This window comes from Bradyrhizobium sp. (genome assembly GCF_028868675.1).
GTDB lineage: Bacteria > Pseudomonadota > Alphaproteobacteria > Rhizobiales > Xanthobacteraceae > Bradyrhizobium.
This window is the reverse complement of sequence record NZ_JAGWUA010000061.1, coordinates 1-23,056: the sequence shown is the minus strand read 5'-3', so window position 1 is coordinate 23,056 and position 23,056 is coordinate 1. Positions and strand designations below refer to the sequence as shown.

General features: G+C 65.8%; 20 protein-coding genes and 2 pseudogenes. 12 read left to right on the top strand and 10 right to left on the bottom strand.

The genetic code is table 11. The features are described from left to right. The 5 genes and pseudogenes from KGM94_RS10620 to KGM94_RS10600 all read left to right on the top strand — a co-directional run. Positions 1 to 164, top strand: a pseudogene (locus KGM94_RS10620) (branched-chain amino acid ABC transporter substrate-binding protein); the annotation flags it as partial. A 284-nt stretch (positions 165 to 448) separates the two neighbouring features. Further along, positions 449 to 1,678 (top strand): ABC transporter substrate-binding protein, encoded by a 1,230-nt coding sequence (locus KGM94_RS10615; RefSeq protein WP_300258058.1) that lies wholly within the window; start codon positions 449 to 451, stop codon positions 1,676 to 1,678. Positions 1,679 to 1,952: 274 nt separating this feature from the next. Next, complete coding sequence (locus tag KGM94_RS10610; protein ID WP_300258055.1) at positions 1,953 to 3,176, top strand: ABC transporter substrate-binding protein; 1,224 nt, start codon at positions 1,953 to 1,955, stop codon at positions 3,174 to 3,176. A gap of 164 nt (positions 3,177 to 3,340) precedes the next feature. Continuing rightward, positions 3,341 to 4,570 carry an ABC transporter substrate-binding protein gene (locus KGM94_RS10605; protein ID WP_300258052.1) on the top strand — a complete coding sequence of 410 codons (1,230 nt, stop codon included), beginning with the start codon at positions 3,341 to 3,343 and terminating at the stop codon, positions 4,568 to 4,570. Positions 4,571 to 4,772: 202 nt separating this feature from the next. Further along, complete coding sequence (locus tag KGM94_RS10600) at positions 4,773 to 6,056, top strand: DUF4147 domain-containing protein (RefSeq protein WP_300258049.1); 1,284 nt, start codon at positions 4,773 to 4,775, stop codon at positions 6,054 to 6,056. 111 nt (positions 6,057 to 6,167) lie between these two features. Here KGM94_RS10600 and nuoB read toward each other — a convergent pair whose 3' ends face one another. From nuoB to KGM94_RS10560, 8 genes are all read right to left on the bottom strand, one after another. Beyond that, entirely contained in the window at positions 6,168 to 6,692 is a 525-nt protein-coding gene (gene nuoB / locus KGM94_RS10595) for an NADH-quinone oxidoreductase subunit NuoB (protein WP_300258046.1), read from the bottom strand. Between the two features lie 3 nt (positions 6,693 to 6,695). Beyond that, positions 6,696 to 8,201: an NADH-quinone oxidoreductase subunit C gene (locus KGM94_RS10590; protein WP_300258043.1), complete on the bottom strand. Its 1,506-nt coding sequence runs from the start codon at positions 8,199 to 8,201 to the stop codon at positions 6,696 to 6,698. A gap of 5 nt (positions 8,202 to 8,206) precedes the next feature. Beyond that, positions 8,207 to 9,646 (bottom strand): hydrogenase 4 subunit F, encoded by a 1,440-nt coding sequence (locus tag KGM94_RS10585; RefSeq protein WP_300258040.1) that lies wholly within the window; start codon positions 9,644 to 9,646, stop codon positions 8,207 to 8,209. Then, positions 9,643 to 10,305 (bottom strand): hydrogenase-4 component E, encoded by a 663-nt coding sequence (locus KGM94_RS10580; protein ID WP_300258037.1) that lies wholly within the window; start codon positions 10,303 to 10,305, stop codon positions 9,643 to 9,645. The genes KGM94_RS10585 and KGM94_RS10580 overlap by 4 nt, the downstream gene beginning before the upstream one ends. A 1-nt stretch (position 10,306) precedes the next feature. After that, the gene (locus tag KGM94_RS10575; protein WP_300258034.1) at positions 10,307 to 11,263 is read right to left on the bottom strand and encodes an NADH-quinone oxidoreductase subunit H; all 957 of its coding nucleotides are present in this window, start codon (positions 11,261 to 11,263) and stop codon (positions 10,307 to 10,309) included. Next, positions 11,260 to 13,260 carry a hydrogenase 4 subunit B gene (gene hyfB / locus KGM94_RS10570; RefSeq protein WP_300258031.1) on the bottom strand — a complete coding sequence of 667 codons (2,001 nt, stop codon included), beginning with the start codon at positions 13,258 to 13,260 and terminating at the stop codon, positions 11,260 to 11,262. The genes KGM94_RS10575 and hyfB overlap by 4 nt, the downstream gene beginning before the upstream one ends. Before the next feature lie 52 nt (positions 13,261 to 13,312). Beyond that, positions 13,313 to 13,579, bottom strand: coding sequence for a helix-turn-helix transcriptional regulator (locus KGM94_RS10565; protein WP_300258028.1), 267 nt, complete (start codon positions 13,577 to 13,579; stop codon positions 13,313 to 13,315). A gap of 201 nt (positions 13,580 to 13,780) precedes the next feature. After that, positions 13,781 to 14,290: a MarR family transcriptional regulator gene (locus tag KGM94_RS10560; RefSeq protein ID WP_300258026.1), complete on the bottom strand. Its 510-nt coding sequence runs from the start codon at positions 14,288 to 14,290 to the stop codon at positions 13,781 to 13,783. A 177-nt stretch (positions 14,291 to 14,467) separates the two neighbouring features. Between KGM94_RS10560 and KGM94_RS10555 the strand changes: the two genes are divergently transcribed. The 3 genes from KGM94_RS10555 to KGM94_RS10545 are packed head-to-tail and all read left to right on the top strand — an operon-like array spanning position 14,468 to position 18,013. Then, the gene (locus tag KGM94_RS10555) at positions 14,468 to 15,508 is read left to right on the top strand and encodes a branched-chain amino acid ABC transporter permease (RefSeq protein ID WP_300258024.1); all 1,041 of its coding nucleotides are present in this window, start codon (positions 14,468 to 14,470) and stop codon (positions 15,506 to 15,508) included. 7 nt (positions 15,509 to 15,515) lie between these two features. Continuing rightward, a complete protein-coding gene (locus KGM94_RS10550; RefSeq protein ID WP_300258021.1) occupies positions 15,516 to 17,285 on the top strand; it encodes a branched-chain amino acid ABC transporter ATP-binding protein/permease in 1,770 nt (589 codons plus the stop codon). After that, positions 17,282 to 18,013 (top strand): ABC transporter ATP-binding protein, encoded by a 732-nt coding sequence (locus tag KGM94_RS10545; RefSeq protein ID WP_300258018.1) that lies wholly within the window; start codon positions 17,282 to 17,284, stop codon positions 18,011 to 18,013. Before KGM94_RS10550 ends, KGM94_RS10545 begins: the two co-directional genes overlap by 4 nt. A gap of 51 nt (positions 18,014 to 18,064) precedes the next feature. On the opposite strand, the gene KGM94_RS10540 is transcribed toward KGM94_RS10545, so the two are convergent. Beyond that, a complete protein-coding gene (locus KGM94_RS10540) occupies positions 18,065 to 18,679 on the bottom strand; it encodes a pyridoxamine 5'-phosphate oxidase family protein (protein WP_300258015.1) in 615 nt (204 codons plus the stop codon). Between the two features lie 241 nt (positions 18,680 to 18,920). Next, the gene (locus KGM94_RS10535; RefSeq protein ID WP_300258013.1) at positions 18,921 to 19,328 is read right to left on the bottom strand and encodes a PaaI family thioesterase; all 408 of its coding nucleotides are present in this window, start codon (positions 19,326 to 19,328) and stop codon (positions 18,921 to 18,923) included. A gap of 560 nt (positions 19,329 to 19,888) precedes the next feature. On the opposite strand from KGM94_RS10535, the gene KGM94_RS10530 reads away from it, so the two are divergent. The 4 genes and pseudogenes from KGM94_RS10530 to KGM94_RS10515 all read left to right on the top strand — a co-directional run. Next, the gene (locus KGM94_RS10530; protein ID WP_300258010.1) at positions 19,889 to 20,905 is read left to right on the top strand and encodes a TRAP transporter substrate-binding protein; all 1,017 of its coding nucleotides are present in this window, start codon (positions 19,889 to 19,891) and stop codon (positions 20,903 to 20,905) included. Positions 20,906 to 21,103: 198 nt separating this feature from the next. Continuing rightward, positions 21,104 to 21,613, top strand: a complete 510-nt coding sequence (locus KGM94_RS10525) for a TRAP transporter small permease (RefSeq protein ID WP_300258007.1) — start codon at positions 21,104 to 21,106, stop codon at positions 21,611 to 21,613. A gap of 2 nt (positions 21,614 to 21,615) precedes the next feature. Further along, complete coding sequence (locus tag KGM94_RS10520; protein WP_300258004.1) at positions 21,616 to 22,935, top strand: TRAP transporter large permease; 1,320 nt, start codon at positions 21,616 to 21,618, stop codon at positions 22,933 to 22,935. Between the two features lie 10 nt (positions 22,936 to 22,945). Further along, positions 22,946 to 23,056: pseudogene (locus KGM94_RS10515) on the top strand (DUF3237 domain-containing protein); the annotation flags it as partial.

The window sequence follows — 23,056 nt, the reverse complement described above, 5'->3', positions numbered from 1 at the left end:
CCGCGAGCCTGAAGGATCTCGAACTGGATACGCTCCTGCCCGGCATCAAGATCAACACCTCGCCGACCAACTTCGCGCCGATCGAGCAGCTCCAGATGATGCGGTTCCAGGGCAAGAAGTGGGAGCTGTTCGGCGACATCATCTCCAGCGAATTGAGCAACTAGGCGCACGGGCCGCGCAACCCCGAATTCGTCCGGCCGGACAGATCAACCATGGCTGATCTCACTCCAAAGTCGTAGCCAAAGCCGCGGCAAGGACTTGCGCGCCGCGAGATGCGGTGCCGTGCCGCCGCGCCTATCCGACTAAAGATATCTTCGCCGCGGCGCCGCTCACGAGCCTGTTTCTTGCCGGTATTCCGGGACGGGTATTGAATGTGCGTCGGAGCGGCGCGAACGACCGCTCCCAATCAGAACAAGCCACACATTCAACCGGATCTAGGGAGATCAGCATGACTTCCATTGAAGCACGATGGGGAGCCTTTTCGGCTGCCCTTCTGTTCGCTGCCACCCTGTCGACGGCAGCGCTGGCGCAGAAGAAATACGACACCGGTGCCACCGACACCGAGATCAAGATCGGCAACATCATGCCCTATAGCGGACCGGCGTCCTCCTACAGCGTGATCGGCAAGACCGAGGCCGCCTACTTCAACAAGATCAACGCCGAAGGCGGCATCAACGGCCGCAAGATCAACTTCATCTCCTACGACGACGGCTACTCGCCGCCGAAGACGGTCGAACAGGCGCGCAAGCTCGTGGAGAGCGACGAGGTGCTGTTCATCTTCAACTCGCTCGGCACCCCGCCGAACTCGGCCATCCACAAATACATGAACACCAAGAAGGTGCCGCAGCTGTTCGTGGCGACCGGCGCGACGAAGTGGAACGATCCCAAGGAATTCCCCTGGACCATGGGCTGGCAGCCCAACTACCAGAGCGAAGCGCGGATCTATGCGAAATACATCCTGCGGAACATGCCGAACGCCAAGATCGCGGTGCTCTACCAGAACGACGACTACGGCAAGGATTACGTGAAGGGTCTCAAGGACGGGCTCGGAGCCAAGGCCGCCTCGATGATCGTGGCGGAGGACAGCTACGAGACGACCGAGCCGACCATCGACTCCCACATCCTCAAGCTGAAGGCCTCGGGGGCCGACGTGCTGTTCGACGCATCGATCCCGAAGTTCGCCGCACAGGCGATCAAGAAGATCGCCGAGATCGAATGGAAGCCGACCCACTTCCTGAACAACGTCAGCTCGTCGATCGGCGCCACCATCAAGCCGGCCGGAATGGAGGCCTCGCAGGGCATCATCTCCTCGGCCTATTTGAAGGATCCGACCGACCCGCAATGGAAGGATGCCGCCGACATCAAGGCCTGGAACGCCTTCCTGGACAAGTACGATCCCGAGGCCAATCGCACGGACGCGAACGTGCTCTATGGCTATGCCGTCGCGCAGAGCATGGTCCACGTGCTGAAGCAGTGCGGCGACAACCTCACGCGGGAGAACGTCATGAGGCAGGCCGCCAACCAGCGGAATCAGGTCGTCGGCGGGCTGTTGCCCGGCGTCGAGATCAACACCAGCCCGACGGACTTCGCACCGCTCTCGCAGCTGCAGCTCATGCGGTTCAAGGGCGATACCTGGGAGCGCTTCGGCGACGTCATCAGCGGCGACGTCAGCGGCTAGCGCCGTCCCGTACCGGGGCTCGGCCGGACACGGCGACAGGCCCCCGCGACCCCGTCGCGGGGGCTCTCTCTCTCGCTTCGCTTGCTCCGGCATCTCGTGAGCCGGAATATTCCGCGTCGGCCGCAATAAAATCCCGCCCGCCGTGGCGGTTCCGCACGGGCGTTTGTCTTGCTGGTAGCCCGGGAAGGGTATTGAATGACCATCGGCGCGGCGTGAACGACCGCACCCAAGCAAAAACACTTCGACACATTCAACCGGATCTAGGGAGATCAAGATGTCCATCGTGCGACTGGGGGCCTTTTCGGCCGCCCTCGCGCTGGCTGCTACCCTGTCCACGGGAGCACTCGCGCAGAAGAAATACGACACCGGTGCCACCGATACCGAAATCAAGATCGGCAACATCATGCCCTACAGCGGACCGGCGTCCGCCTATGGCGTGATCGGCAAGACCGAGGAAGCCTATTTCCGCAAGATCAACGCGGAAGGAGGCATCAACGGCCGCAAGATCAACTTCGTGACCTATGACGACGCCTACTCGCCGCCAAAGACCGTGGAGCAGGCGCGCAAGCTCGTCGAGAGCGACGAGGTGCTGCTCGTCTTCAATCCGCTCGGCACGCCGCCGAACTCGGCGATCCAGAAATACATGAACCAGAAGAAGGTGCCGCAGCTCTTCGTCGCCACGGGCGCCACCAAGTGGAACGATCCGAAGGACTTCCCGTGGACGATGGGCTGGCAGCCCAACTACCAGAGCGAGGCCGTCATCTATGCGAAATACATCCTGAAGAACCATCCGAACGCCAAGATCGCGGTGCTTTACCAGAACGACGATTATGGCAAGGACTACCTGAAGGGGTTCAAGGATGGGCTCGGCGCCAAGGCCGCCTCGCTGATCGTGGCCGAGGAAAGCTATGAAGTGTCCGAACCGACCATCGATTCCCATATCGTCAAGCTGAAATCCACCGGTGCGGACGTGTTCTTCAACATCACCACGCCGAAATTTGCGGCCCAGGCGATCAAGAAGAACGCCGAGGTCGGCTGGAAACCTCTCCACTTCCTCAACAACGTTTCGGCCTCGATCGGCAGCGTCATGAAGCCGGCCGGCTTCGAGAACGGCCAGGACATCATCTCCTCGACCTATCTGAAGGATCCGACCGATCCGCAGTTCAAGAACGATCCCGCGGTCAAGGCCTGGAACGAGTTTCTGGACAAATACTATCCGGAGGCCAATCGCGCCGACGCCAGCGTGATGTACGCCTACATCGTGGCGCAGGGGCTCGTGCACGTGCTGAAGGCGTGCGGAGACGATCTGACCCGTGAAAACGTCATGAAGCAGGCCGCCAGCATGAAGAACTTCGAGCCCGCCGGTCTGCTGCCCGGCGTCAAGGTCAACACCAGCGCCACCGATTTCGCCCCCCTCTCGCAGTTGCAGCTGGAGCGATTCAAGGGCGAAAGCTGGGAGCGCTTTGGCGACGTCATCAGCGGCGACGTCAGCGGCTAAAGACCGGCCGGCCAGCCAGATAGCGACTAAATGAGCAGCCCCCTGCGACTCGGTCGCAGGGGCTTTTTCTTGATGCCGTGGCGCAAATCGTATTCAATCGCCGCCGCGCCGAAAGAAAACCTCAAGAAAACCCACGCGCACTCATCAAGAAAAGGGAGACTGAAATGCCTGCTGTGACCAGCAAACTTGCGGTTGCGTCTGTAGCGATCGCACTCTTCGCGGCATCGACTTCGGCCGCGCTCGCACAGAAGAAATACGACACCGGCGCGACCGATACCGAGATCAAGGTCGGCAACATCATGCCCTACAGCGGACCGGCGTCCGCCTACGGCATCATCGGCCGCACCGAGGCCGCCTATTTCAAGAAGATCAACGAGGAAGGCGGCATCAACGGCCGCAAGATCAACTTCATCAGCTACGACGACGCCTACTCGCCGCCGAAGGCCGTGGAGCAGGCGCGCAAGCTCGTCGAGAGCGACGAGGTGCTGTTGATCTTCAACTCGCTCGGTACGCCATCGAACTCGGCGATCCAGAAATACATGAACTCCAAGAAGGTGCCGCAGCTCTTCGTCGCCACCGGCGCGACCAAGTGGAATGATCCGAAGGATTTCCCCTGGACCATGGGCTGGCAGCCCAGCTACCAGAGCGAAACGCATATCTATGCGAAGTACCTGCTCAAGACCAAGCCCGATGCCAAGATCGCCGTGCTGTTCCAGAACGACGACTACGGCAAGGATTATCTCAAGGGCCTGAAGGATGGTCTCGGCGCCAAGGCGGCGAGCATGATCATCGCCGAGGAGAGCTATGAGACCTCCGAGCCGTCGATCGACAACCACCTCATCAAGCTGAAGGCGAGCAACGCCGACGTCTTCGTCAACATCACCACGCCGAAATTCGCGGCGCAGGCGATCAAGAAGAACGCCGAGATCGGCTGGAAGCCGCTGCACTTCCTCAACAACGTCTCGGCCTCGGTCGGCAGCGTGATCAAGCCGGCCGGCTTCGAGGCCGCGCAGGACGTGATCTCGGCCGCCTATCTGAAGGACGTTTCCGATCCGCAGTGGAAGGACGACGCCGGCATGAAGGGCTTCGTCGACTTCATGACCAAGTACTTCCCCGAAGGCGACAAGCTCGACGGCGGCACCGTCGTCGGCTACGGCGTGGCGCAGACGCTGGTCGAGGTGCTGAAGAAGTGCGGCGACAACCTCACGCGCGAGAACGTCATGAAGCAGGCTGCGAGCCTGAAGGACTTCCGCACCGAAGTGCTGCTGCCCGGCATCAAGATCAACACATCACCGACCGACTTCGCGCCGATCAGCTCGCTCCAGCTCATGAAGTTCAAGGGCGAGAAATGGGAGCTGTTCGGCGACGTGATCAGCGCCGACGCCGGCGGCTAGCCGCAAGCGGAACCCGATGACCAAAGAGCCTCCCGCGATGCCGTCGCGGGGGGCTTTTCATTTCAACCGATCCCGATCGCCGATTGGCGATTTGAATGTCGGTGCGGCCGGTCTAGACTCTCACGGCCGCAGCGCCAGGCCATCGAGCGGCGAGGTCAGCGATGACGTCGCCGGCAACCGACCATCGGACCAAAGCACCGCCATGACCGACCGACGCCCCCTCCTCCGTGCCATCTATGACGCCGCGGTTGCCGCCGCCCATCCCGACGTCGTGCTGGCGCCACACCTGCGGCCCGCGCCCAAGGGCCGCGTGATCTGTCTCGCCGCTGGCAAGGGCGCAGGCGCTATGGCGGCGGCGGCCGAACGGCACTATCTCGACACGCTCAGGCTCGATCCGGCGCGGCTCGTCGGCATCGCCACGACCCGCCACGGCCATGGCGTGCCGACGCGGCGCATCAGGGTGGTCGAAGCCGGTCATCCCGTGCCCGACGAGGCCGGCCTGCGGGGCGCCGCCGACACGCTGGAGCTGGCGCGGCAGGCCGGGCCCGACGATCTCCTGCTGGTGCTGCTCTCCGGCGGCGGCTCGGCCAACTGGATCGCGCCGGTGGACGGCGTCAGCTTCGCCCAGAAGCAGGCGGTCAACCGCGCGCTGGTGCGCTCCGGCGCGCCGATCGGCGAGGTCAACACGGTGCGCAAGCATCTGTCGCGGATCAAGGGCGGACGGCTGGCGCGTGCCGGCCAGAACGCGGCCGGGATCGTGACGCTCGCGATCTCCGACGTGCCGCATGACGAGGCATCCGCCATCGCCTCCGGCCCCACCGTGCCCGATCCGACCACGCTCGCCGACGCGCGCGCCATCGTCGCCAGGTACGAGCTCACGGTCGACGATGCGGTCCGGCGCGCGCTCCAGAATCCCGCCAACGAGAGCTGCAAGCCTGATGATCCCGCCTTTGCCCGCGCGCAATTCGAGTTGATTGCGCGGCCCCGGCAGTCGCTCGACGCCGCGGTGAAGCTTGCGAAGGATGCGGGCTACGAGGTGATCGATCTCGGCGCCGATCTCGAAGGCGAGGCGCGTGCGGTCGCGGCCGCGCATGCCGCCCTGGCGCTGCAGGCGCGCGCGCAGGGCAAGCGAATCGCGATCATGTCCGGCGGCGAGCTCACGGTCACGGTGCACGGCCAGGGGCGTGGCGGCCCCAACCAGGAATACGCGCTGGCACTTGCCGGCCTGCTCAAGGACACGGCCGGGATCGCCGCACTTGCCGGCGACACCGACGGCGCCGACGGCGGCGGCGGCAAACCGACCGATCCCGCCGGCGCGCTGATCGATGCGACGACCTTCGCGAAGATGAAGGCGCAGGGCCTCGAGCCGGAGGCCTATCTCGACGACAACGACGCGACGGCGTTCTTCGAGGCGACCGGCGATCTCTTGCTGCCCGGCCCGACGCTGACCAACGTGAATGACATCAGGGTGATCCTCGTGGAGTGAGGGGACTGATCTCTTCGCCGTCATTGCGAGCGAAGCGAAGCAATCCAGAATCTCACCGCGGTGACAGTCTGGATTGCTTCGCTTCGCTCGCAATGACGATGCGGAAAGCACTCACCCCTTGCCGCCGACGTGCTCCAGCAGCGCGAGCAGGCCCTTCAGCAAATCGGTCGGCGACGGCGGGCAGCCCTTGATGTGCAGGTCGACTGGGACGACGTCGGCAACGCCGCCGACGCAGGCGTAGCTGCCCTTGAAGATGCCGCCGTCCACCGCACAGCCGCCGACCGCGACCACCCATTTCGGATCCGGCGTCGCGTTGAAGGTGCGAAGCAGCGCCTCGCGCATGTTCGTCGTCACCGGTCCCGTCACCAGCAGCACGTCGGCGTGGCGGGGCGAGGCGACGAAGCGCAGACCAAAGCGCTCGATGTCGTAGAACGCGTTGGACAGCGCGTGGATCTCCAGCTCGCAGCCGTTGCAGGAGCCGGCATCGACCTGGCGGATCGCCAGCGATCGCCCGAGCTTTGCCTGCGCGGCCCGGTCGACCTTGTTCGCGAGCTCGGCCAGCGCCGCCTCGTCCGGCGCGGGCGCAGGCTCGGTCAGCGATCCCTTGGTCAGGCTCTCGAACAGGGTCTTGCGCATGGCTCAGAGATCCACGCCCGAATAGGCGCAATTGAACGACTTGTTGCAGAGCGGGAAGTCGGCGATGATGTTGTCCTCGATCGCGGCCTCCAATAGCGGCCACTGGAACCACGAGGCGTCGCGCAGATGGCAGCGCTGCACGCGCTTCTCACCATCGAGCCGCAGCCACACCAGCACGTCGCCGCGGAACGCTTCCGCCAGCGCCATCCCCTCGCATTCGCCGCGGCCCGCCGGCAGCGCGATCCTGATCTCGCCGGGCGCAAGGCGATGCAGGATCTGCTCGATCAGCGCAACGCTCTGCTCGACCTCGCGGATGCGGATCCAGACCCGGGCGTCGACATCGCCGGCCTGCAACACCGGAACCTCGAACGACAAGCCGTCGTAAGGCGCGTAAGCCAGCGTGCGCCGCGCGTCGAAATTCCGGCCCGAGGCGCGCCCGACATAGCCGCCGGCGCCGAACCTGCGCGCATACTCGGCCTTCACGGTGCCCGCGGTCACGGTGCGATCCTGTAGCGAGGCGGTGTTGTCGTAGAGCTCGATCAGGCGCGGAAACACCTTTCGGACTTCGACAAACAGCGCCCGGATCGCGGCGATGCCTTCCGGCGCAATGTCGCGCGTCACCCCGCCGGGCACGACGAGATCCATCATCAGCCGATGACCGAAGGCGGCATCTGCCGCACGCAAGGTCCGCTCGCGCAGCACGCCGGTCTGGGCATGCATCAGCGCGAACGAGGCGTCGTTGCAGATCGCGCCGATGTCGCCGAAATGATTGGCGAGCCGCTCCAATTCCGCCATCAGCGCCCGCAGATGGGTCGCGCGCGGCGGCGCCTCGACCTGCAGCGCAGCTTCAGCTGCCCGCGCAAAGGCGAAGGCGTAGGCGACCGCGCTGTCGCCGGAGGTGCGGTTGGCGAGCTTCGCGGCGGCCTCGAGGTTCGCGCCCCGCATCAGCGACTCCACGCCCTTGTGGGTGTAGCCGAGCCACTGCTCGAGACGCACGACGTACTCGCCATTGACGGTGAAGCGGAAATGCCCGGGCTCGATGGTGCCGGCATGGACCGGGCCGACCGCGACCTGATGCAGCCCCTCGCCCTCGGCAGGAAGAAAGGCATAGGCCGCGGTTTGGCGCGCGCCTCGACTGCCGAGCGGAAAGGGTCTTTCCCAGACATGATGATCGAGCCACGGCCGCAAGTCGGCCGCGCCGGTCGGCACCAGCCCGAACAGATCATGGATGGCGCGCTCCAGCCGCAGCGCCGGCGGATGGCGGACGGCAACGCTCGGGAACGAGCCGGAGCCGCAGTCATAGGAGACCACCGCGATCTCGGCCGCGGCCTCATCGAGCAGCGCCATATGCACCGCCGCGGGCTCGCCCCAGAAGCCGAGCAGCGTCAGCGTTCCTTCGGCCAATCGATCGATTGCCGTCTGCCATCCCTCGTCCGCCACGGCCGCGCGCGGCCACGGCCGGTGCGCCGGCGCAAGGCGCGTGTACGGGATATGGTCGAGGAGGCCCATCGCCGTCATCCCAACAACCTTGCGACGTTCTGGAAGCCGGTCACCAGCACCGGCGGCAGGTAGATGCCGGCCATCGCGACCAGCGCCAGATGCGTGAACATCGGCACATAGGAGGCTTCCGCCGGCGCTGTCGGGCCCTTGGGCTCGCCGAACATCACGACGCCGACCCGCAGCAAGAGCCCGCCCAGCGCGATGATGATGCCGAGCACGAGAATCACCGTCAGCCAGGGTGCCCGCGCAAACGTCGAGCTCACCACCAGGAACTCGCTCATGAAGATGCCGAGCGGCGGCAGGCCGACGATGGCGACGACGCCGAGCATCAGGCCCCATCCGAGCACCGGGTTGGTCACGGTGAGCCCGCCGATATCGGCGATCTTCTGGGTGCCCTTGACCTGTGCGATGTGGCCGACCGCGAAGAAGATCGCCGACTTGGTCAGCGAGTGCATGGTCATGTGCAGGAGCCCCGCGAAATTCGCCAGCGGCCCGCCCATGCCGAAGGCGAACACGATGATGCCCATGTGCTCGATCGAGGAATAGGCGAACATGCGCTTGATGTCGCGCCGCCGGTACAGCATCAGGGATGCGAAGATCACCGAGATCAGGCCCATCGTCACCATCAGCGGTCCCGGCGCGATGGCGCCGAGATTGGCGGCCAGCATCATCTTGAAGCGCAACAGCGCGTAGAGCGCGACGTTGAGCAGGAGCCCCGACAGCACCGCCGAGATAGGCGTCGGGCCCTCGGCATGCGCATCGGGCAGCCATGCGTGCAGCGGCGCCAGCCCGACCTTGGTGCCGTAGCCGAGCAGCAGGAACACGAAGGCGACGTTGAGCAGCGCCGGATCGAACGCGGCGGCGTTCCTGATCAGCACCGTCCACACCATGCCGTCGAGCCCCTCGCCCACCACCGGCCGCGCCGCCATGTAGACCAAAATGGTGCCGAACAGCGCCAGCGCGATGCCGACGCTGCCGAGGATGAAATACTTCCAGGCCGCCTCCAGCGCCTCGTGGGTGCGGTAGATGCCGACCATCAGGACCGTCGTCAGGGTCGCGACCTCGACCGCGACCCACATCAGGCCGATGTTGTTGGCGACCAGCGCGAGGTTCATCGCGAACATCAGGACCTGGTACATCGCGTGATAGAAGCGCAGGAAGGCCGGCGTCAACCGCCCGATCTCGATCTCGTGGTGGATGTAGCTCGCGCTGAACACCGAGGTGGTGAAGCCGACGAAGGTGGTCAGCACGATGAAGACCTTGTTGAGGTCGTCGACCAGCAGGTATTGCCCGGAGACCGGCTCGACCACGAACAGCGACACCGAGGTCAGGAAGGTCGCAAGCGCCGCCGCCGCGTTGAGCTGCGCCGCCAGCCTATAGCCAGGCAGGACCGCCAGCACCGCCGCGGAGACGGCCGGGATCAGCAGGATGGCGGAGAGCACGTCGAGCGTCATCGCCGCTCTCCCCGGAAGCGGTCGAGCGCCTGCACGTCCACGCTGTCGAAGCGCTCGCGAATGCGGAACAGGAAGATGCCGATGACGATGAAGGCGATCAGCACCGAGAAGGCGACACTGATCTCGACCACCAGCGGCATGCCCTTGGCGCCGGTCGCCGCCAGCACCAGCCCGTTCTCCAGCGACATGAAGCCTACCACCTGGCTCACGGCGTTGCGCCGCGTCACCATGACGAGGAGGCCGAGCAGCACCACCGACAGCGCGAAGGCGAGGTCCTCGCGCGCCAGCGCGTCGGCGCCCGGCGTCACCCGCAGCATCACCACCATCGACAGCGCCACCAGCGCGATGCCCGCCATCATGGTCATCCCGACGCCGATCACCTTCTCCAGCTCGCGATGAATGCCGAGCCGCGCGATGATCCGGTGCAGCGCCACCGGGATGATGATCGCCTTGAAGATCAGCGCGATCGAGGCGGTTACGTAGAGATGCGGCGCCTTCTGCACATAGGCCTGCCAGGCGACCGACAGCGCCAGCACGCTCGCATGCAGCGCATAGACGTTGAGCAGCGAATAGAGCCGGTCCTGGTAGAGCATCACGAAGCTCGCCAGCACCAGCGAGCCGGCGAGCAGATGGGCGATGTCGAACTGCAGGCTGCTCACGCTACATGCCCCCCGACACGAAGCGCAGCAGCGTGGCGAGCAACGCCAGCATCAGGGCGGCGCCGAGGAAGTCCGGAATCCGGAACACCCGCATCTTGGCGATCGACGTCTCGAACAGCGCGAGCAGGAAGCCGAACACCGTCAGCTTGCCGAGATAGAGCAGCGCGCCGAACGCCAGCCGCTCCGGTCCCACCTCGGCGGGCGCCGCGCCCCAGGGCAGGAACACGCAGGCGATCAGCGACACGTAGAGCAGGAGCTTGAGCTGCGACGACAGATCGACCAGCGCCAGATGCCTGCCGGAATATTCCAGCACCATCGCTTCATGCACCATGGTGAGTTCGAGATGGGTCGCCGGATTGTCGACGGGAATGCGGGCGTTCTCCGCCAGCGCCACGATGATCAACGCGACGAAGGCCATGCCCAGCGACACGCGCAGGCCCACGGCGTCGGATCCCATGAACTCGGCCACGTAGGACAGCTGGGTCGAGCCCGCGATCATCGCGACCGAGAACACCGTCATCAGGATGGCGGGCTCGGCGAGCGTCGCGATCATCACCTCGCGGCTGGAGCCGATGCCGCCGAACGCGGTCCCGACGTCCATGCCGGCGAGCGCCTGGAAGAAGCGGGCGCTGCCGAGCAGCGCGATGATGGCGATGAGGTCGGCGGTCCAGGAGAACAGCAGGCCGCTGCCGAAGGTCGGGACCAGCGAGGCCGCGACCCAGGTGCCCGCGAACATCAGATAGGGAATGACGCGGAACAGCCACGAGGCGTTGTGGGCCAGCACGACGTCCTTGCGCATCAGGCGGACGAGATCGCGGTAGGGCTGCAGGAGCGGCGGGCCGCGCCGGCGCAACAGCCGCGCCTTGACCTTGCGCACGAAGCCGGTGAGGAGCGGGGCGAGCAGCAGCACCAGCAGCATCTGGGCGCCCTGCAGGAGGAAGTCGCGAAGCGCGGTCATAGCGCCACCACGACGAGCAGCACGATCAGCGCCGAGAACACCAGCGTCAGATAGCGGCGGATGGTGAGGAACTGCAGGACGTTGATGCGCTCGGTCGCCCAGCCGATGACGGTCGCGATCGGGGCGTAGAGCGCCTCCCAGATCAGGTCGCGCACCACGACCGTCAGGCGCGCCGGCCGGGGTGACGACGGCGGCGGCATCTCGCCGATCTCGCGCGCTGCGAAGATGACGCTGCCGAATACGCGGCGGATCGGCTGCGAGAAGCCCGATGCGCTGTACTGGATCGCCGGATTCGGGTCGGGAAAGCCGCAATCCCAGGCCGGCGCCCGGCGCACCCGGTCGGACGCCAGGCGATGGATGGCGGAGGCGGCCGCCGTGCCGCTCAGGGCGACGAACAGGAATACCAGAAGTCCGTTGTAGGAGCTGCGGCTTTCCGCGATCGGCACGATCGTCAGCCACTCGAGCCCGGTCTGGTGCGGCATGACGTTGCCGACCATGGCGTGGCTCACCGGCGCCAGCGCATCGATCAAGAGGCCCGGAACGATTCCGGCAAGGAGGCAAAGCGCGGCGAGCGCGAACATTGCCGCGAGCGAGAAGCGGTCGGTCTCGTGGGCGGAGGCCGCGACGTCGGAACGCGGCCGGCCGAGAAAGCTGACCCCGTAGAGCCTGACGAAGCAGGCCGCGGCGAAGGCTGCGGCGAGCGCCAGGAGGCCGCCGACCGCTGGGATGATCAGCTTCAATCCCCAGGACGGCAGTTGCGGCGAGAGCAGGATGGCCTGGAAGGTCAGCCATTCCGAGACGAAGCCGTTGAACGGCGGCAGTGCCGAGATCGCGACGCAGCCGACCAGCACGGCGAAGGCCGTCTTCGGCATGCGGTGGATCAGCCCGCCGAGCTTTTCCATGTCGCGCTCGCCGGTCGATCCCAGCACGGCGCCGGCGCCGAAGAACAACAGGCTCTTGAACAGCGCGTGATTGAAGACGTGCAGCATCGCCGCGGTGAAGGCGAGGGCCGCGACCCAGTCGAGTCCCTCCGCCTTGAAGGCGAGCGCAAGCCCGAGCCCGGTGAAGACGATGCCGATGTTCTCGATGGTCGAATAGGCGAGCACGCGCTTGATGTCGCGCTGCATCAGCGCATAGAGCACGCCGAGCGTCGCGGTCGGGCCGCCGACCAGCAGCACCACCATGCTCCACCACCACACCGGCTCCGGCAAGAGATCGAACACGATGCGCACGAAGCCGTAGACCGCAACCTTGGTCATCACGCCGCTCATCAGCCCGGAGACGTGGCTGGGCGCGGCCGGATGGGCGAGCGGCAGCCAGGCATGCAGCGGCACGAGGCCCACCTTCGAGCCGGCGCCGAGCAAGACGAGGATCACGACCACGCCTGCCGCGGCCGCGGAGGGATGCGCGGCGCGGATGGCGTCGAAATCGTAGCCGGCGCCATTGGCGAGCACGCCGAAGGCGAGCAGCAGCGCCAGCGTGCCGAAACTCGCCATCAGCAGGTAGACATAGCCGGCGCGGACATTCTCGCTGTCGCGATGATGCGACACCACCAGCGCCCAGGAGGTCAGCGACATGAACTCCCAGGCCACCAGAAAGCTGAAGGCGTCGTTGGCGAGCACGACCGTGTTCATGCCGGCAAGATAGGCCGGATAGAACGGCAGCACGCGGCCGGGGGATTCTTCATGGCTGCCATAGCCGAGCGCGAACAGGCTCGCGGCGGCGCCGCCGAGATTGACCACGACGAGGAAGAAGGCCGACAACGCGTCGAGCCGGAAATGCGCGCCGAGCCACGGCAGCCCGACCGGCAGCGTCGCGGTCGACGGGGGATGCGCGGGATCGAGCAGATGCAGCGCGCCGGTCACGCACAGGGTCATCGTGACGATCAGGCAGGCGGCATAGAGAACGAAGGAGCCGCGCGGGCGCGTCGACAGCGCGATGCCCGCCGGCGCCAGCGCCAGCAGGACCGCCACCGACCATAGCGCCACCGCGATCATGGCCGCTCCCGCGAGATGGTTGGCAAAATGGTTGGCAAGCGCCTCGCCATCGCTAGGCGCCCGCTGCCGGAGGCGGCGACTTCAGGCGCACGCCGCGGCCGCCGCCGCTCGATGCCGTGCCCTCCCCGATCAACTCGATGCCGGCGGCGCCGAGCGCCTCCACCAGCTTCATCAGCGAGTCGACATTGCCGCGGATGACGCCCTCGGAGCCTTCCATGCGCTGGATCGTCGGCAGCGACAGCGTGCAGCGCTGCGCGAGCTCGCGCTGGTCGATACCCAACAGAGCACGAGCGGCCCGAAGCTGCGCGGCGGTGATCACGGGATGAACTCTCCGTGGCAGTGGCGATGGTCGATCTGATAAGGATAGAACATGGAATATGATGTTTCAAGCATCATTTCATACATGCAATGCGTCATTCGCGATACGGGACACGCCGTTGAAGCGGGCCGACCGCAAACGCAGGCGCGTTCCCGCCCCCCTGCGGGCAGGTAGCGCAGCACACCGTGCCGCGACCGGATGTCAAAACTCGTTGGCGATCTTCGAAAGCATCGCGATCAGCGCCTCGCGATTGGCGGTGCCCAGCACGTCGTTCAGCCGCGCCTCATGCTTGCTGGCGACGAGCTTCTTGGCCCGCGTCAGCACCGCCTTGCCCTTGTCGGTGAGCACCAGGATGTGCGAGCGGCGGTCATTGGTGGAGCGGATCCGCGCGCAGAGGTCGCGGCTCTCCAGGTTGTCCAGCATCGCCACGAAATTCGGCCTGAGGATGCCGAGCGTGGAGGCGATCTCGGTCTGATTCCGCCCCGGGTTCTTCTCGACCAGCAACAGCACGGAAAACTGCGCCGGGGTGAGCTGCAGCGAGGCGACGCAGCGCAGGAAGTTCTCGAACACCCTGAGCTGGGCGCGCTTGAGCACGAAGCCGAGATGCTCGGAGAGTTCGCCGAGCTGCAATGCCTCGGGCGGGGCGTCCGCCGCATCCCTGCGGGCCCTGGTCGCGCCCGCGGACTTCCCGGCGGCTTTGGAAACGGTCATCGCCTGGTGCTCGCAATCCCGCTAAATTCGGGCCGGGTCGCCCGTCTCGCCCTTGAGATTATATTTGATAATTGTTATTGACCATATCAAATAACGCCAGCGACTTTCAACGGCTGTGAACGGACCATCCACCGCAACCGCGGCGCCGGTCCGGATCGCGAGGGGGAGCGTCCGGTCTTGAACACCACCATCATGCTGTTCCTCATCCAGGACGGCATCACCAATGGCGCGATCTACGCGCTGCTCGGTCTGGCCCTGGTGCTGGTATTCGCCGTCACCCGCGTCATCCTGATTCCGCAGGGCGAGTTCGTCACCTACGGCGCGCTGACCTATGCCTCGCTCGCCTCCGGGCAGATGCCGGGCACGGCCAAGCTGGCGCTCGCCATGGGCGTCGTCGCCTTCGCCCTCGACGTCTTCGCCGGCCGCAAGTCGCTGCACGTCCGGCTGATCGCGCGCAGCTTCCTCGCCAATATCGTGCTGCCCGGCATCGTGCTGGCGCTGACGCTGTATTTCGTCGCGCAAAAGCCGCCGGTCGCCGTCTCGATCGCGCTGTCGCTCGTGATCGTCGCGATGATCGGCCTGTCGCTCTACCGCATCGTGTTCCAGCCGCTGGCGCACACCTCGGTGCTGGTACTGCTGATCGCCTCGGTCGGCTGCCATCTGGCGCTGCAGGGACTGGGGCTGCTGTTCTTCGGCGCCGAGGGCCAGCGCGGACCGGCGGTGCTGTCGACGGCGTTCACCGCCGGAAGCTTGCGCTTCACCGGCCAGAGCATCACGGTCTACGGCATCACGATCGCCTTCATCGTCGGGCTCTGGCTATTCTTCGGATGGACGCTGTACGGCAAGGCGCTGCGCGCCACCGCGGTCAACCGGCTCGGCGCGCGGCTCGCCGGCATCCGCACCACGCTGTCGGGGCAGATCGCCTTCCTGCTGGCATCCGTGATCGGCGCGCTGTCGGGCATCCTGATCGTGCCGATCACGACGCTCTATTACGACACCGGCTTCCTGATCGGGATCAAAGGTTTCATCGCCGCGATCATCGGCGGGCTGGTCAGCTATCCCCTGACCGCGATCGCAGCACTCGTGGTCGGAACGGTGGAAGCGTTCTCGTCCTTCTATGCCAGCAACTACAAGGAGGTCATCGTCTTCATGCTGCTGATCCCCGTGCTGCTGCTGCGCTCGCTCGCAGCGCCCGCGGTCGAGGAAGAGAAGGACTGAGGCTGAGATGAACGACCGGCTTCCCATTCTTTTCTTCGCGCTCGTCATGGCGGCGATCCCGTTCATCCCGGGCATGCCGCCGTTCTGGATCGTGCTCCTGGACAATATCGGCCTCGCCGCGCTGGTGGCGATGGGGCTCGTGCTGCTGACCGGCGTCGGCGGCCTCACCTCGTTCGGACAGGCAGCCTTCGTCGGCTTCGGCGCCTACACCACCGCCGTGCTGTCGGCGACCTACGGGGTCTCGCCCTGGCTGACCTTGCCGCTGTCGCTGATCGTCAGCGGCGTCTTCGCCGTGCTGCTCGGCCTGATCACGGTGCGGCTGTCCGGCCACTATCTGCCGCTCGGCACACTCGCCTGGGGGCTCGGCCTGTTCTACCTCTTCAGCAAGCTCGAGTTCCTGGGGCGCAATGACGGCATCTCGGCGATCCCGCCGTTGTCGATCGGCGGCTATCGGATGCTCGATCCCGCCTCGATCTATTTCGCGATCTGGGTCGCGGTCGTGCTCTCGGCGCTGCTGACCGTGAACCTCCTGGATTCTCGCACCGGCCGCGCCATCCGCGCGCTGCGGCGCGGGCACATCGCGGCCGAAGCCTTCGGCGTGCACACGCCGCGCGCAAAGCTCCTGGTGTTCATCCATGCGGCGGTGCTGGCCGGGCTCTCCGGCTGGCTCTACGCGCATCTGCAGCGCGCGGTGAATCCGACGCCGTTCGGCGCCCAGGCCGGCATCGAATATCTGTTCATCGCGGTGGTCGGGGGCGCCGGCTATGTCTGGGGCGGTGTGCTGGGCGCGGCCATCGTCGTCATCCTGAAGGAGGTGCTGCAGAGCTATTTGCCGCTGATCCTGCACGGTTCGGGACAGCTCGAGACGATCGTGTTCGGCATCATGCTGGTGGCGCTGCTGCAGCTCGCGCCCGCCGGCGTCTGGCCCTGGCTGACGTCCCTGCTGCCGCTGCGGACGAACGGCAAGGCACCGGACACCTCGCTGCTGCTGCCGGCCCGCATCCGCGCCGCCGGCGCGTCCGAGGTGCTGCTGCAGGTCGACAAGGCGCGCAAACAGTTCGGCGGCGTCATCGCGGTCAACAACGTCTCCTTCGACGTGCAGACCCGCGAGATCGTCGCCCTGATCGGGCCGAACGGCGCGGGCAAGAGCACCACCTTCAACCTGATCACCGGCGTGCTGACGGCAACCGCGGGATCGATCTCCGTGCTCGGCAGGAAGGTCGACAACGCCCCGCCGCAGGAGATCGTCAAGCTCGGCATTTCCCGCACCTTCCAACACGTCAAGCTGGTGCCCGACATGACCGTGCTGGAGAACGTCGCCATCGGCGCACATCTGCGCGGCCAGTCAGGCCCGATCGCCTCGATGCTGCGGCTCGACCGTGCCGACGAGGCGCGGTTGCTCGCGGAAGCCGCGCGCCAGATCGAGCGCGTCGGGCTCGCCGACCAGATGCACCAGCTCGCCGGCTCGCTGTCGCTCGGCCAGCAGCGCATCGTCGAAATCGCGCGCGCACTGTGCGTCGATCCGATGCTGCTGTTGCTCGACGAGCCGGCCGCCGGGCTGCGCCACATGGAGAAGCAGCGGCTCGCCGCGCTGCTCCGGCAATTGCGCGACGGCGGCATGTCGGTGCTGCTGGTCGAGCACGACATGGGTTTCGTGATGGACCTCGCCGACCGCGTCGTGGTGCTGGATTTCGGCACCAAGATCGCCGAAGGCACCCCGGCGACCATCAAGAGCAATCCCGAAGTGATCAAGGCCTATCTCGGAGTAGCGGCATGAGCGCGCTTCTCGCCGTCACGGACGCGCACGTCGCCTACGGCAAGGTCGAGGCGGTCCGCTCGGTCTCGCTCGAGGTCGGCGCGAACGAGATCGTCACCATCATCGGCGCCAACGGCGCCGGCAAGACCACGCTGCTCTCCGCGATCATGGGCATTTTGCCGCTGAAGGGCCGCGTCGCCTTCGCCGGGCAGGATCTCGCGCGACTCGACATCGAGGACCGCGTCGCGCGGGGCCTCGGTCTCGTGCCGGAACACCGCGAGTTGTTCGTGACCATGAATGTCGAGGACAATCTCGAGCTCGGCGCCTTCCGCGTCGAGAAGGCGAGGGCGAAGGCCTCGATGGAGCGCGTCTACACGCTGTTTCCGCGGCTGAAGGAGCGGCGCAAGCAGCTTGCCGGCACGCTGTCCGGCGGCGAGCAGCAGATGCTGGCGATGGGCCGCGCCCTGATGGGCGCGCCGAAACTTCTGATGCTTGACGAGCCGAGTCTGGGGCTCGCGCCGATCATCGTCGCCGACATCTTCCGCATCGTCACCGAGCTCCGCGCCGCCGGCGTCTCCGTGCTGCTCGTCGAGCAGAACGCGCAGGCCGCGCTCAAGATCGCCGACCACGCCTACGTGATGGAGCTCGGCGAGTTCGTGCTCAAGGGCCCGGCCGCCGAGATCGCCGCCAACGAGCGCGTCGCCGCGAGCTATCTCGGCTTCCAGCACGAAGCCGCGAGCGCACTGTAGTTTCTTCTCCCTCTCCCCGCCTGCGGGCCGCAAGCGGGGAGAGGTGAGGGCCTAATCCACCGCCCGCCCCTTCAGCGCCGCCACCTCCGCTTCCAGCTCGGCGATCCGCGCGTCGCGGGCGGCGAGCGCGGCGGCGACGGCGGCGGCGTCGAATCTTTGCGGGATGTGCTGCGGGCAGTTGGTGTCCCAGGCGGATATGCCGAACAGGATGACCTGCTCGGCACGGGCCCGGTAGCCCTTCGGCATCAGCGACTGTGTCAGCGCCGAATCGTCTTCGACCACCCGCGCCTCACCCCATATCTTCACGCGACGGCGATGGGCATAGTCCATCACGAAGATGTAGGCCTTGGGGTTCTCCGACAGGTTGCCCTGCGTGATGTACTGCCGGTTTCCGCTGTAATCGGCAAAGGCCAGCGTGTGCCGGTCCAGCACCTGCAAGAAGCCCTTCGGCCCGCCGCGGTGCTGGACATAAGGCTGACCGTCCGCCGAGGCGGTGGCGAGGTAGAAGCTCGTGGCGTCGGCGAGGAACGCGGCAAGATTCTCGTCGACCTCGGTGCGCCAGTTGCGCCCTTCATAGGCCTCGCGCGACCCCTTGCGCGCCTGGATCGATTTGATCGCCGGGGTGAAGGCGACATCCCCGGCCGTCGCAACCTGTGCCGAATCCATCGGACCATCTCCAGTTCGGACCCATGCGCTCAAGATGGGCCTCCCTGACGGCCAGAACAATCGTGCCCCGGATGCTGCACAGCGCGCTGCTGTTGCAGCGTGATGCGCTGCTGATCCGGGGCCCATCCACTGGCAAACCGGGGTCCCGGCTCTGCGGCGCAACGTTGGACGTTACACCGCGTCCGGGACACGAGCGCTCAGACCTTCTTCAGCACCGTGCGGAAGGTGCCGGCACGAACGTTCATTGCTCGAAGATCCGGAAAATCGCCGTCGCGGTCACCAGCAGCTTGTCGCCACAAAATGCTTCCGCGTCGACGAAGGCGAAGGTCCGGGTGAGTTTCTTCATGGTCGCGCGGCCTCCGACCCAGGCGCCGGGCGGCACGGTGGCGATGAAGCGGCTGTCGAGCGAAACGGTGGCGCAGGGACGCTTGGCCTCGTGCACCACGGCGTGACCGAGGATGGTGTCCAGGAACGTCAGCACCGCGCCGCCGTGCAGCACGCCGTTCGGGTTGCCATGGCGGTCATCGGTCTGGAAGCCGAACTCGAACCCGCCCTCCGGATTCTGGCGCCAGAAATATGGGCCGTTGTGGCCGATGAACCCGTCGGTGATCCCGAACGGCTGAAAGTCCGGCGGCGGCTGATCGGTCATTCTCGTTCCCCGGCAGCGTTTCCCTGAGGAAGGCGATTGCCACATCGCCACCTGCGAGACAATGGCGCGTTCACTCCTTCTTCGGCACGACACGGAAGATGGTCACGAACGACGTCGTCCAGCCGGTCGCCTGCGCGCAGCTATAGACGTTGCCGCCATTGAACCCGATCGACACGACGGATTCACCGCCTACGAAGTTTTGAACGGAGCTTGTGCGGACGTTCGACATGCGCACCCCTGCGCCGGTTACGCAGGGGTGACCGGCGCTGACGTCTCGCAGGGCCCAACGGTCCGAACTTCAGACTTTTGTCGCAATCCCGATCCGGCGGGGTGCCGGCTCGCTTGTCGCCATCATCGGCACGCGATAATGACGAGCTACGACGTTTGGGCAGACGCGAGCGTGCTCTGCCGCACCGCGACAAACCGGGCAACCGGGGCCGCCGGTAATCGACGCGGGCGCGCCTGTTCCGGCTTGAACAGACGCCCCAACTATATGACAAGTTAACTAACGAGACCGGGTCGACGAAGCCCGCGCTCACACACAAGAGGGAGAGACGTCGATGAGGAAAGCGTGGTTGGCGTTGCTGGTGGCAGCCAGCGTGACGCCTGCGTTCGGACAGGACAAGACCTTCGAGCTGAAGATCTCGCACTGGGTGCCGGCCTCGCATCCGCTGCAGAAATCGCTGGAGGACTGGGCGGCCGCGGTGGAGAAGGACTCCGGCGGCACCATCAAGGGCAAGGTGTTTCCGGCCCAGCAGCTCGGCAAGGCCTTCGACCATTACGACATGGCGCGCGACGGCATCGCCGATGTCACCTACGTCAATCCGGGCTACCAGCCCGGCCGCTTCCCGATCATCGGCGCCGGCGAGCTGCCGTTCCTGATCTCGGACGCCAAGGGCGGCTCGATGGGGCTCGACGCGTGGTATCGGAAGTATGCCGAGAAGGAGATGAAGGACGTCAAGTACTGCCTCGCCTTCGTCCACTCGCCCTCCTCCTTCCACTCCCGCACCAAGAAGATCGTGGTGCCCGAGGACGTGAAGGGCATGAAGATTCGACCCGCCCACGCCACCATGGCGAACTTCGTCACCTCGCTCGGCGGCACCAACGTCCAGTCGAGCGCGCCCGAAGTACGCGACATCATCGAACGCGGCGTCGCCGACGCCGTCACCTTCCCCTGGGGCTCGCTGGTGCTGTTCGGCATCGACAAGGTGACCAAGTATCACATGGACGCGCCGCTCTACGTCACGACCTTCGTCTTCGTGATGAACAAGGACAAGTACAACCAGATGTCCGACAAGCAGAAGGCGGCGATCGACAAGAACTGCTCGACCGAGATGGCCGGCGTGGTCGGCGAGCACTGGGGCAAGTTCGAGGATGCCGGCGTCGACAAGGTGAAGGCGGAAGAAGGCCACGAGGTCTACAAGCTGACGGGCGAGCAGACTGCGGCGTGGAAGAAGGCGGCCGAGCCGCTGGTCAAGACCTGGGCCGACGGCGTCAAGAAGACCGGCGCCGATCCCGATGCCGCGATGACCGAGCTGAAGGCCGCGCTGAAGAAATACAACGCGCTCGCCGAATAGCTTTTCCCCCTCTCCCCGCTTGCGGGGAGAGGGGGAGCCTCCGCGAGGGCGGTGACAGTCGGATTCGCGGAGGCTCCCCCTCATCCGGAATTCAAGCTGCGCTTGAATTCCGACCTCTCCCCGCAAGCGGGGCGAGGTGGACCGAATACGCGGCCGGCTGGTCGCTCCACAATCATCAAACCGCAGGACTCCCCACCCATGAAGCGCGCCTGGATGGACCGCTTTATCGACACCATCGAATGGATCGCGGCCGGCTTCGTCGGCATCGTCGCGCTCGACATCTTCCTGTCGGTCCTGCTGCGCAACACGCTGAACTACTCGATCCCCGATTCCTTCGACATCGGCCGCATGCTCTTGGGCATCCTGATCTTCTGGGGCATCGCCGCGACCAGCTACCGCGGCACCCACATCACGGTCGACCTGATCTGGGGCAATGTCGGGCCGCGCTACCAGCGCTGGATCGACGTGTTCGCCACGCTCGTGCTGCTGTTCGTCGTCACCGTGCAGACTTGGACGCTGTTCGACAAGGTGCGCGGCACCTATAACGACAACGTGCAGACCTTCGATCTGCACATGCCGACCTGGCCGTTCTTCCTGATCGCCTGGATCGGCGACGTCTCCGCGGTGCTCCTGATCGCGATCCGCACCTACCGGCTGATCTTCCATCCCGAAGACATGCACGACCCGAAATTCAAGGCGACGGAGTAGTCATGAGCACCGATGCCGTCGCCGTACTCGGCTTCGTTTCCCTGTTCGTCCTGATGCTGCTGCGCGTGCCCGTCGGCATGGCCATGGGCCTCGTCGGCGTTTCCGGCTTCTCCTATCTCGTCGGTGCCACGCCGGCGCTGAAGCTGGTCGGCCAGACCTCGATGCGCACGGTCACCGACTACACCTTCGGCGTCATTCCGATGTTCCTGCTGATGGGCGCGTTCGTCAGCAATTCCGGCATGAGCCGCGAATTGTTCCGCGCCGCCAACGGCTTCGTCGGCCATATGCGCGGCGGACTCGGCATCGCCACCGTCGGCGCCTGCGGCGGTTTCGCCGCGATCTGCGGCTCCTCCGTCGCGACGGCCGCGACATTCTCCGCCGTCGCCTATCCCGAGATGCGCCGCTTCGGCTATCCGCAGTCCTTCGCCACCGGCGTGATCGCGGCGGGCGGCACGCTGGGAGCGATGCTGCCGCCCTCCACCGTGCTGGCGGTCTACGGCATCATCACCGAACAGGACATCGGAAAGCTCTTCATCGCCGGCATCATCCCGGGCCTCCTGGCGATGACCATGTACATGATCACGATCGCGCTGATCGGCTACATCAGCCCCGACTTCCTGCCCAAGGGCAAGAAGCTGCCGTGGCGCGAGCGCTTCGCCGGCTTGAAGGACATCTGGGCGCCGGTGCTGCTGTTCATCTTCGTGATCGGCGGCCTCTACGGGCTGCCCTTCCTGCCGCGCTTCACGCCGACGGAAGCAGGCGGCGTCGGCGCCACCGGCGCCTTCATCATCGGCGTGCTCACCGGCCGGCTCGATCGCGAGAAGATACTGATGTCGCTGCTGCAGGCGACGCGCACCGCTGCCGCGGTGTTCACCGTTCTGATCGGCGCGCTGATCTTCGGCTATTTCCTCACGGTGACGCAGACCCCGCAGAAGGTGACGGAATTCCTCACCGGGCTGGGCCTGGGCAGCTACGGCGTGCTGGCGCTGATCATGGTGATGTATCTCGTGCTCGGCTGCCTGATGGACGCCATGGCGATGATCATCCTCACCGTGCCGATCATCTTCCCCGTCATCAGCCATCTCGGCTTCGATCCAATCTGGTTCGGCGTCATCATCGTGATGACGGTCGAACTCGGCCTGATCCATCCGCCCGTCGGCATGAACGTCTTCGTCATCAAGAGCGTGGTGAAGGACGTCTCCTTCGCCACCATCTTCAAGGGCGTGCTGCCCTTCGTGGCCACCGACCTCGTCCGCCTGGTGATCCTGATCGCCTTCCCGCTGCTGGCGACCTGGCTGCCCGCACGCATGATGGCGCATTAGAGGTGCCGCAATGACGACCCCCGTCCTCGAAACGAGATACGTCTTCACCATCACCGCGAGGATCGGCGATGTCGTCACGGCCGGCGAGACCGGCACCGGCGTCCGCCGCATCATCCCGATC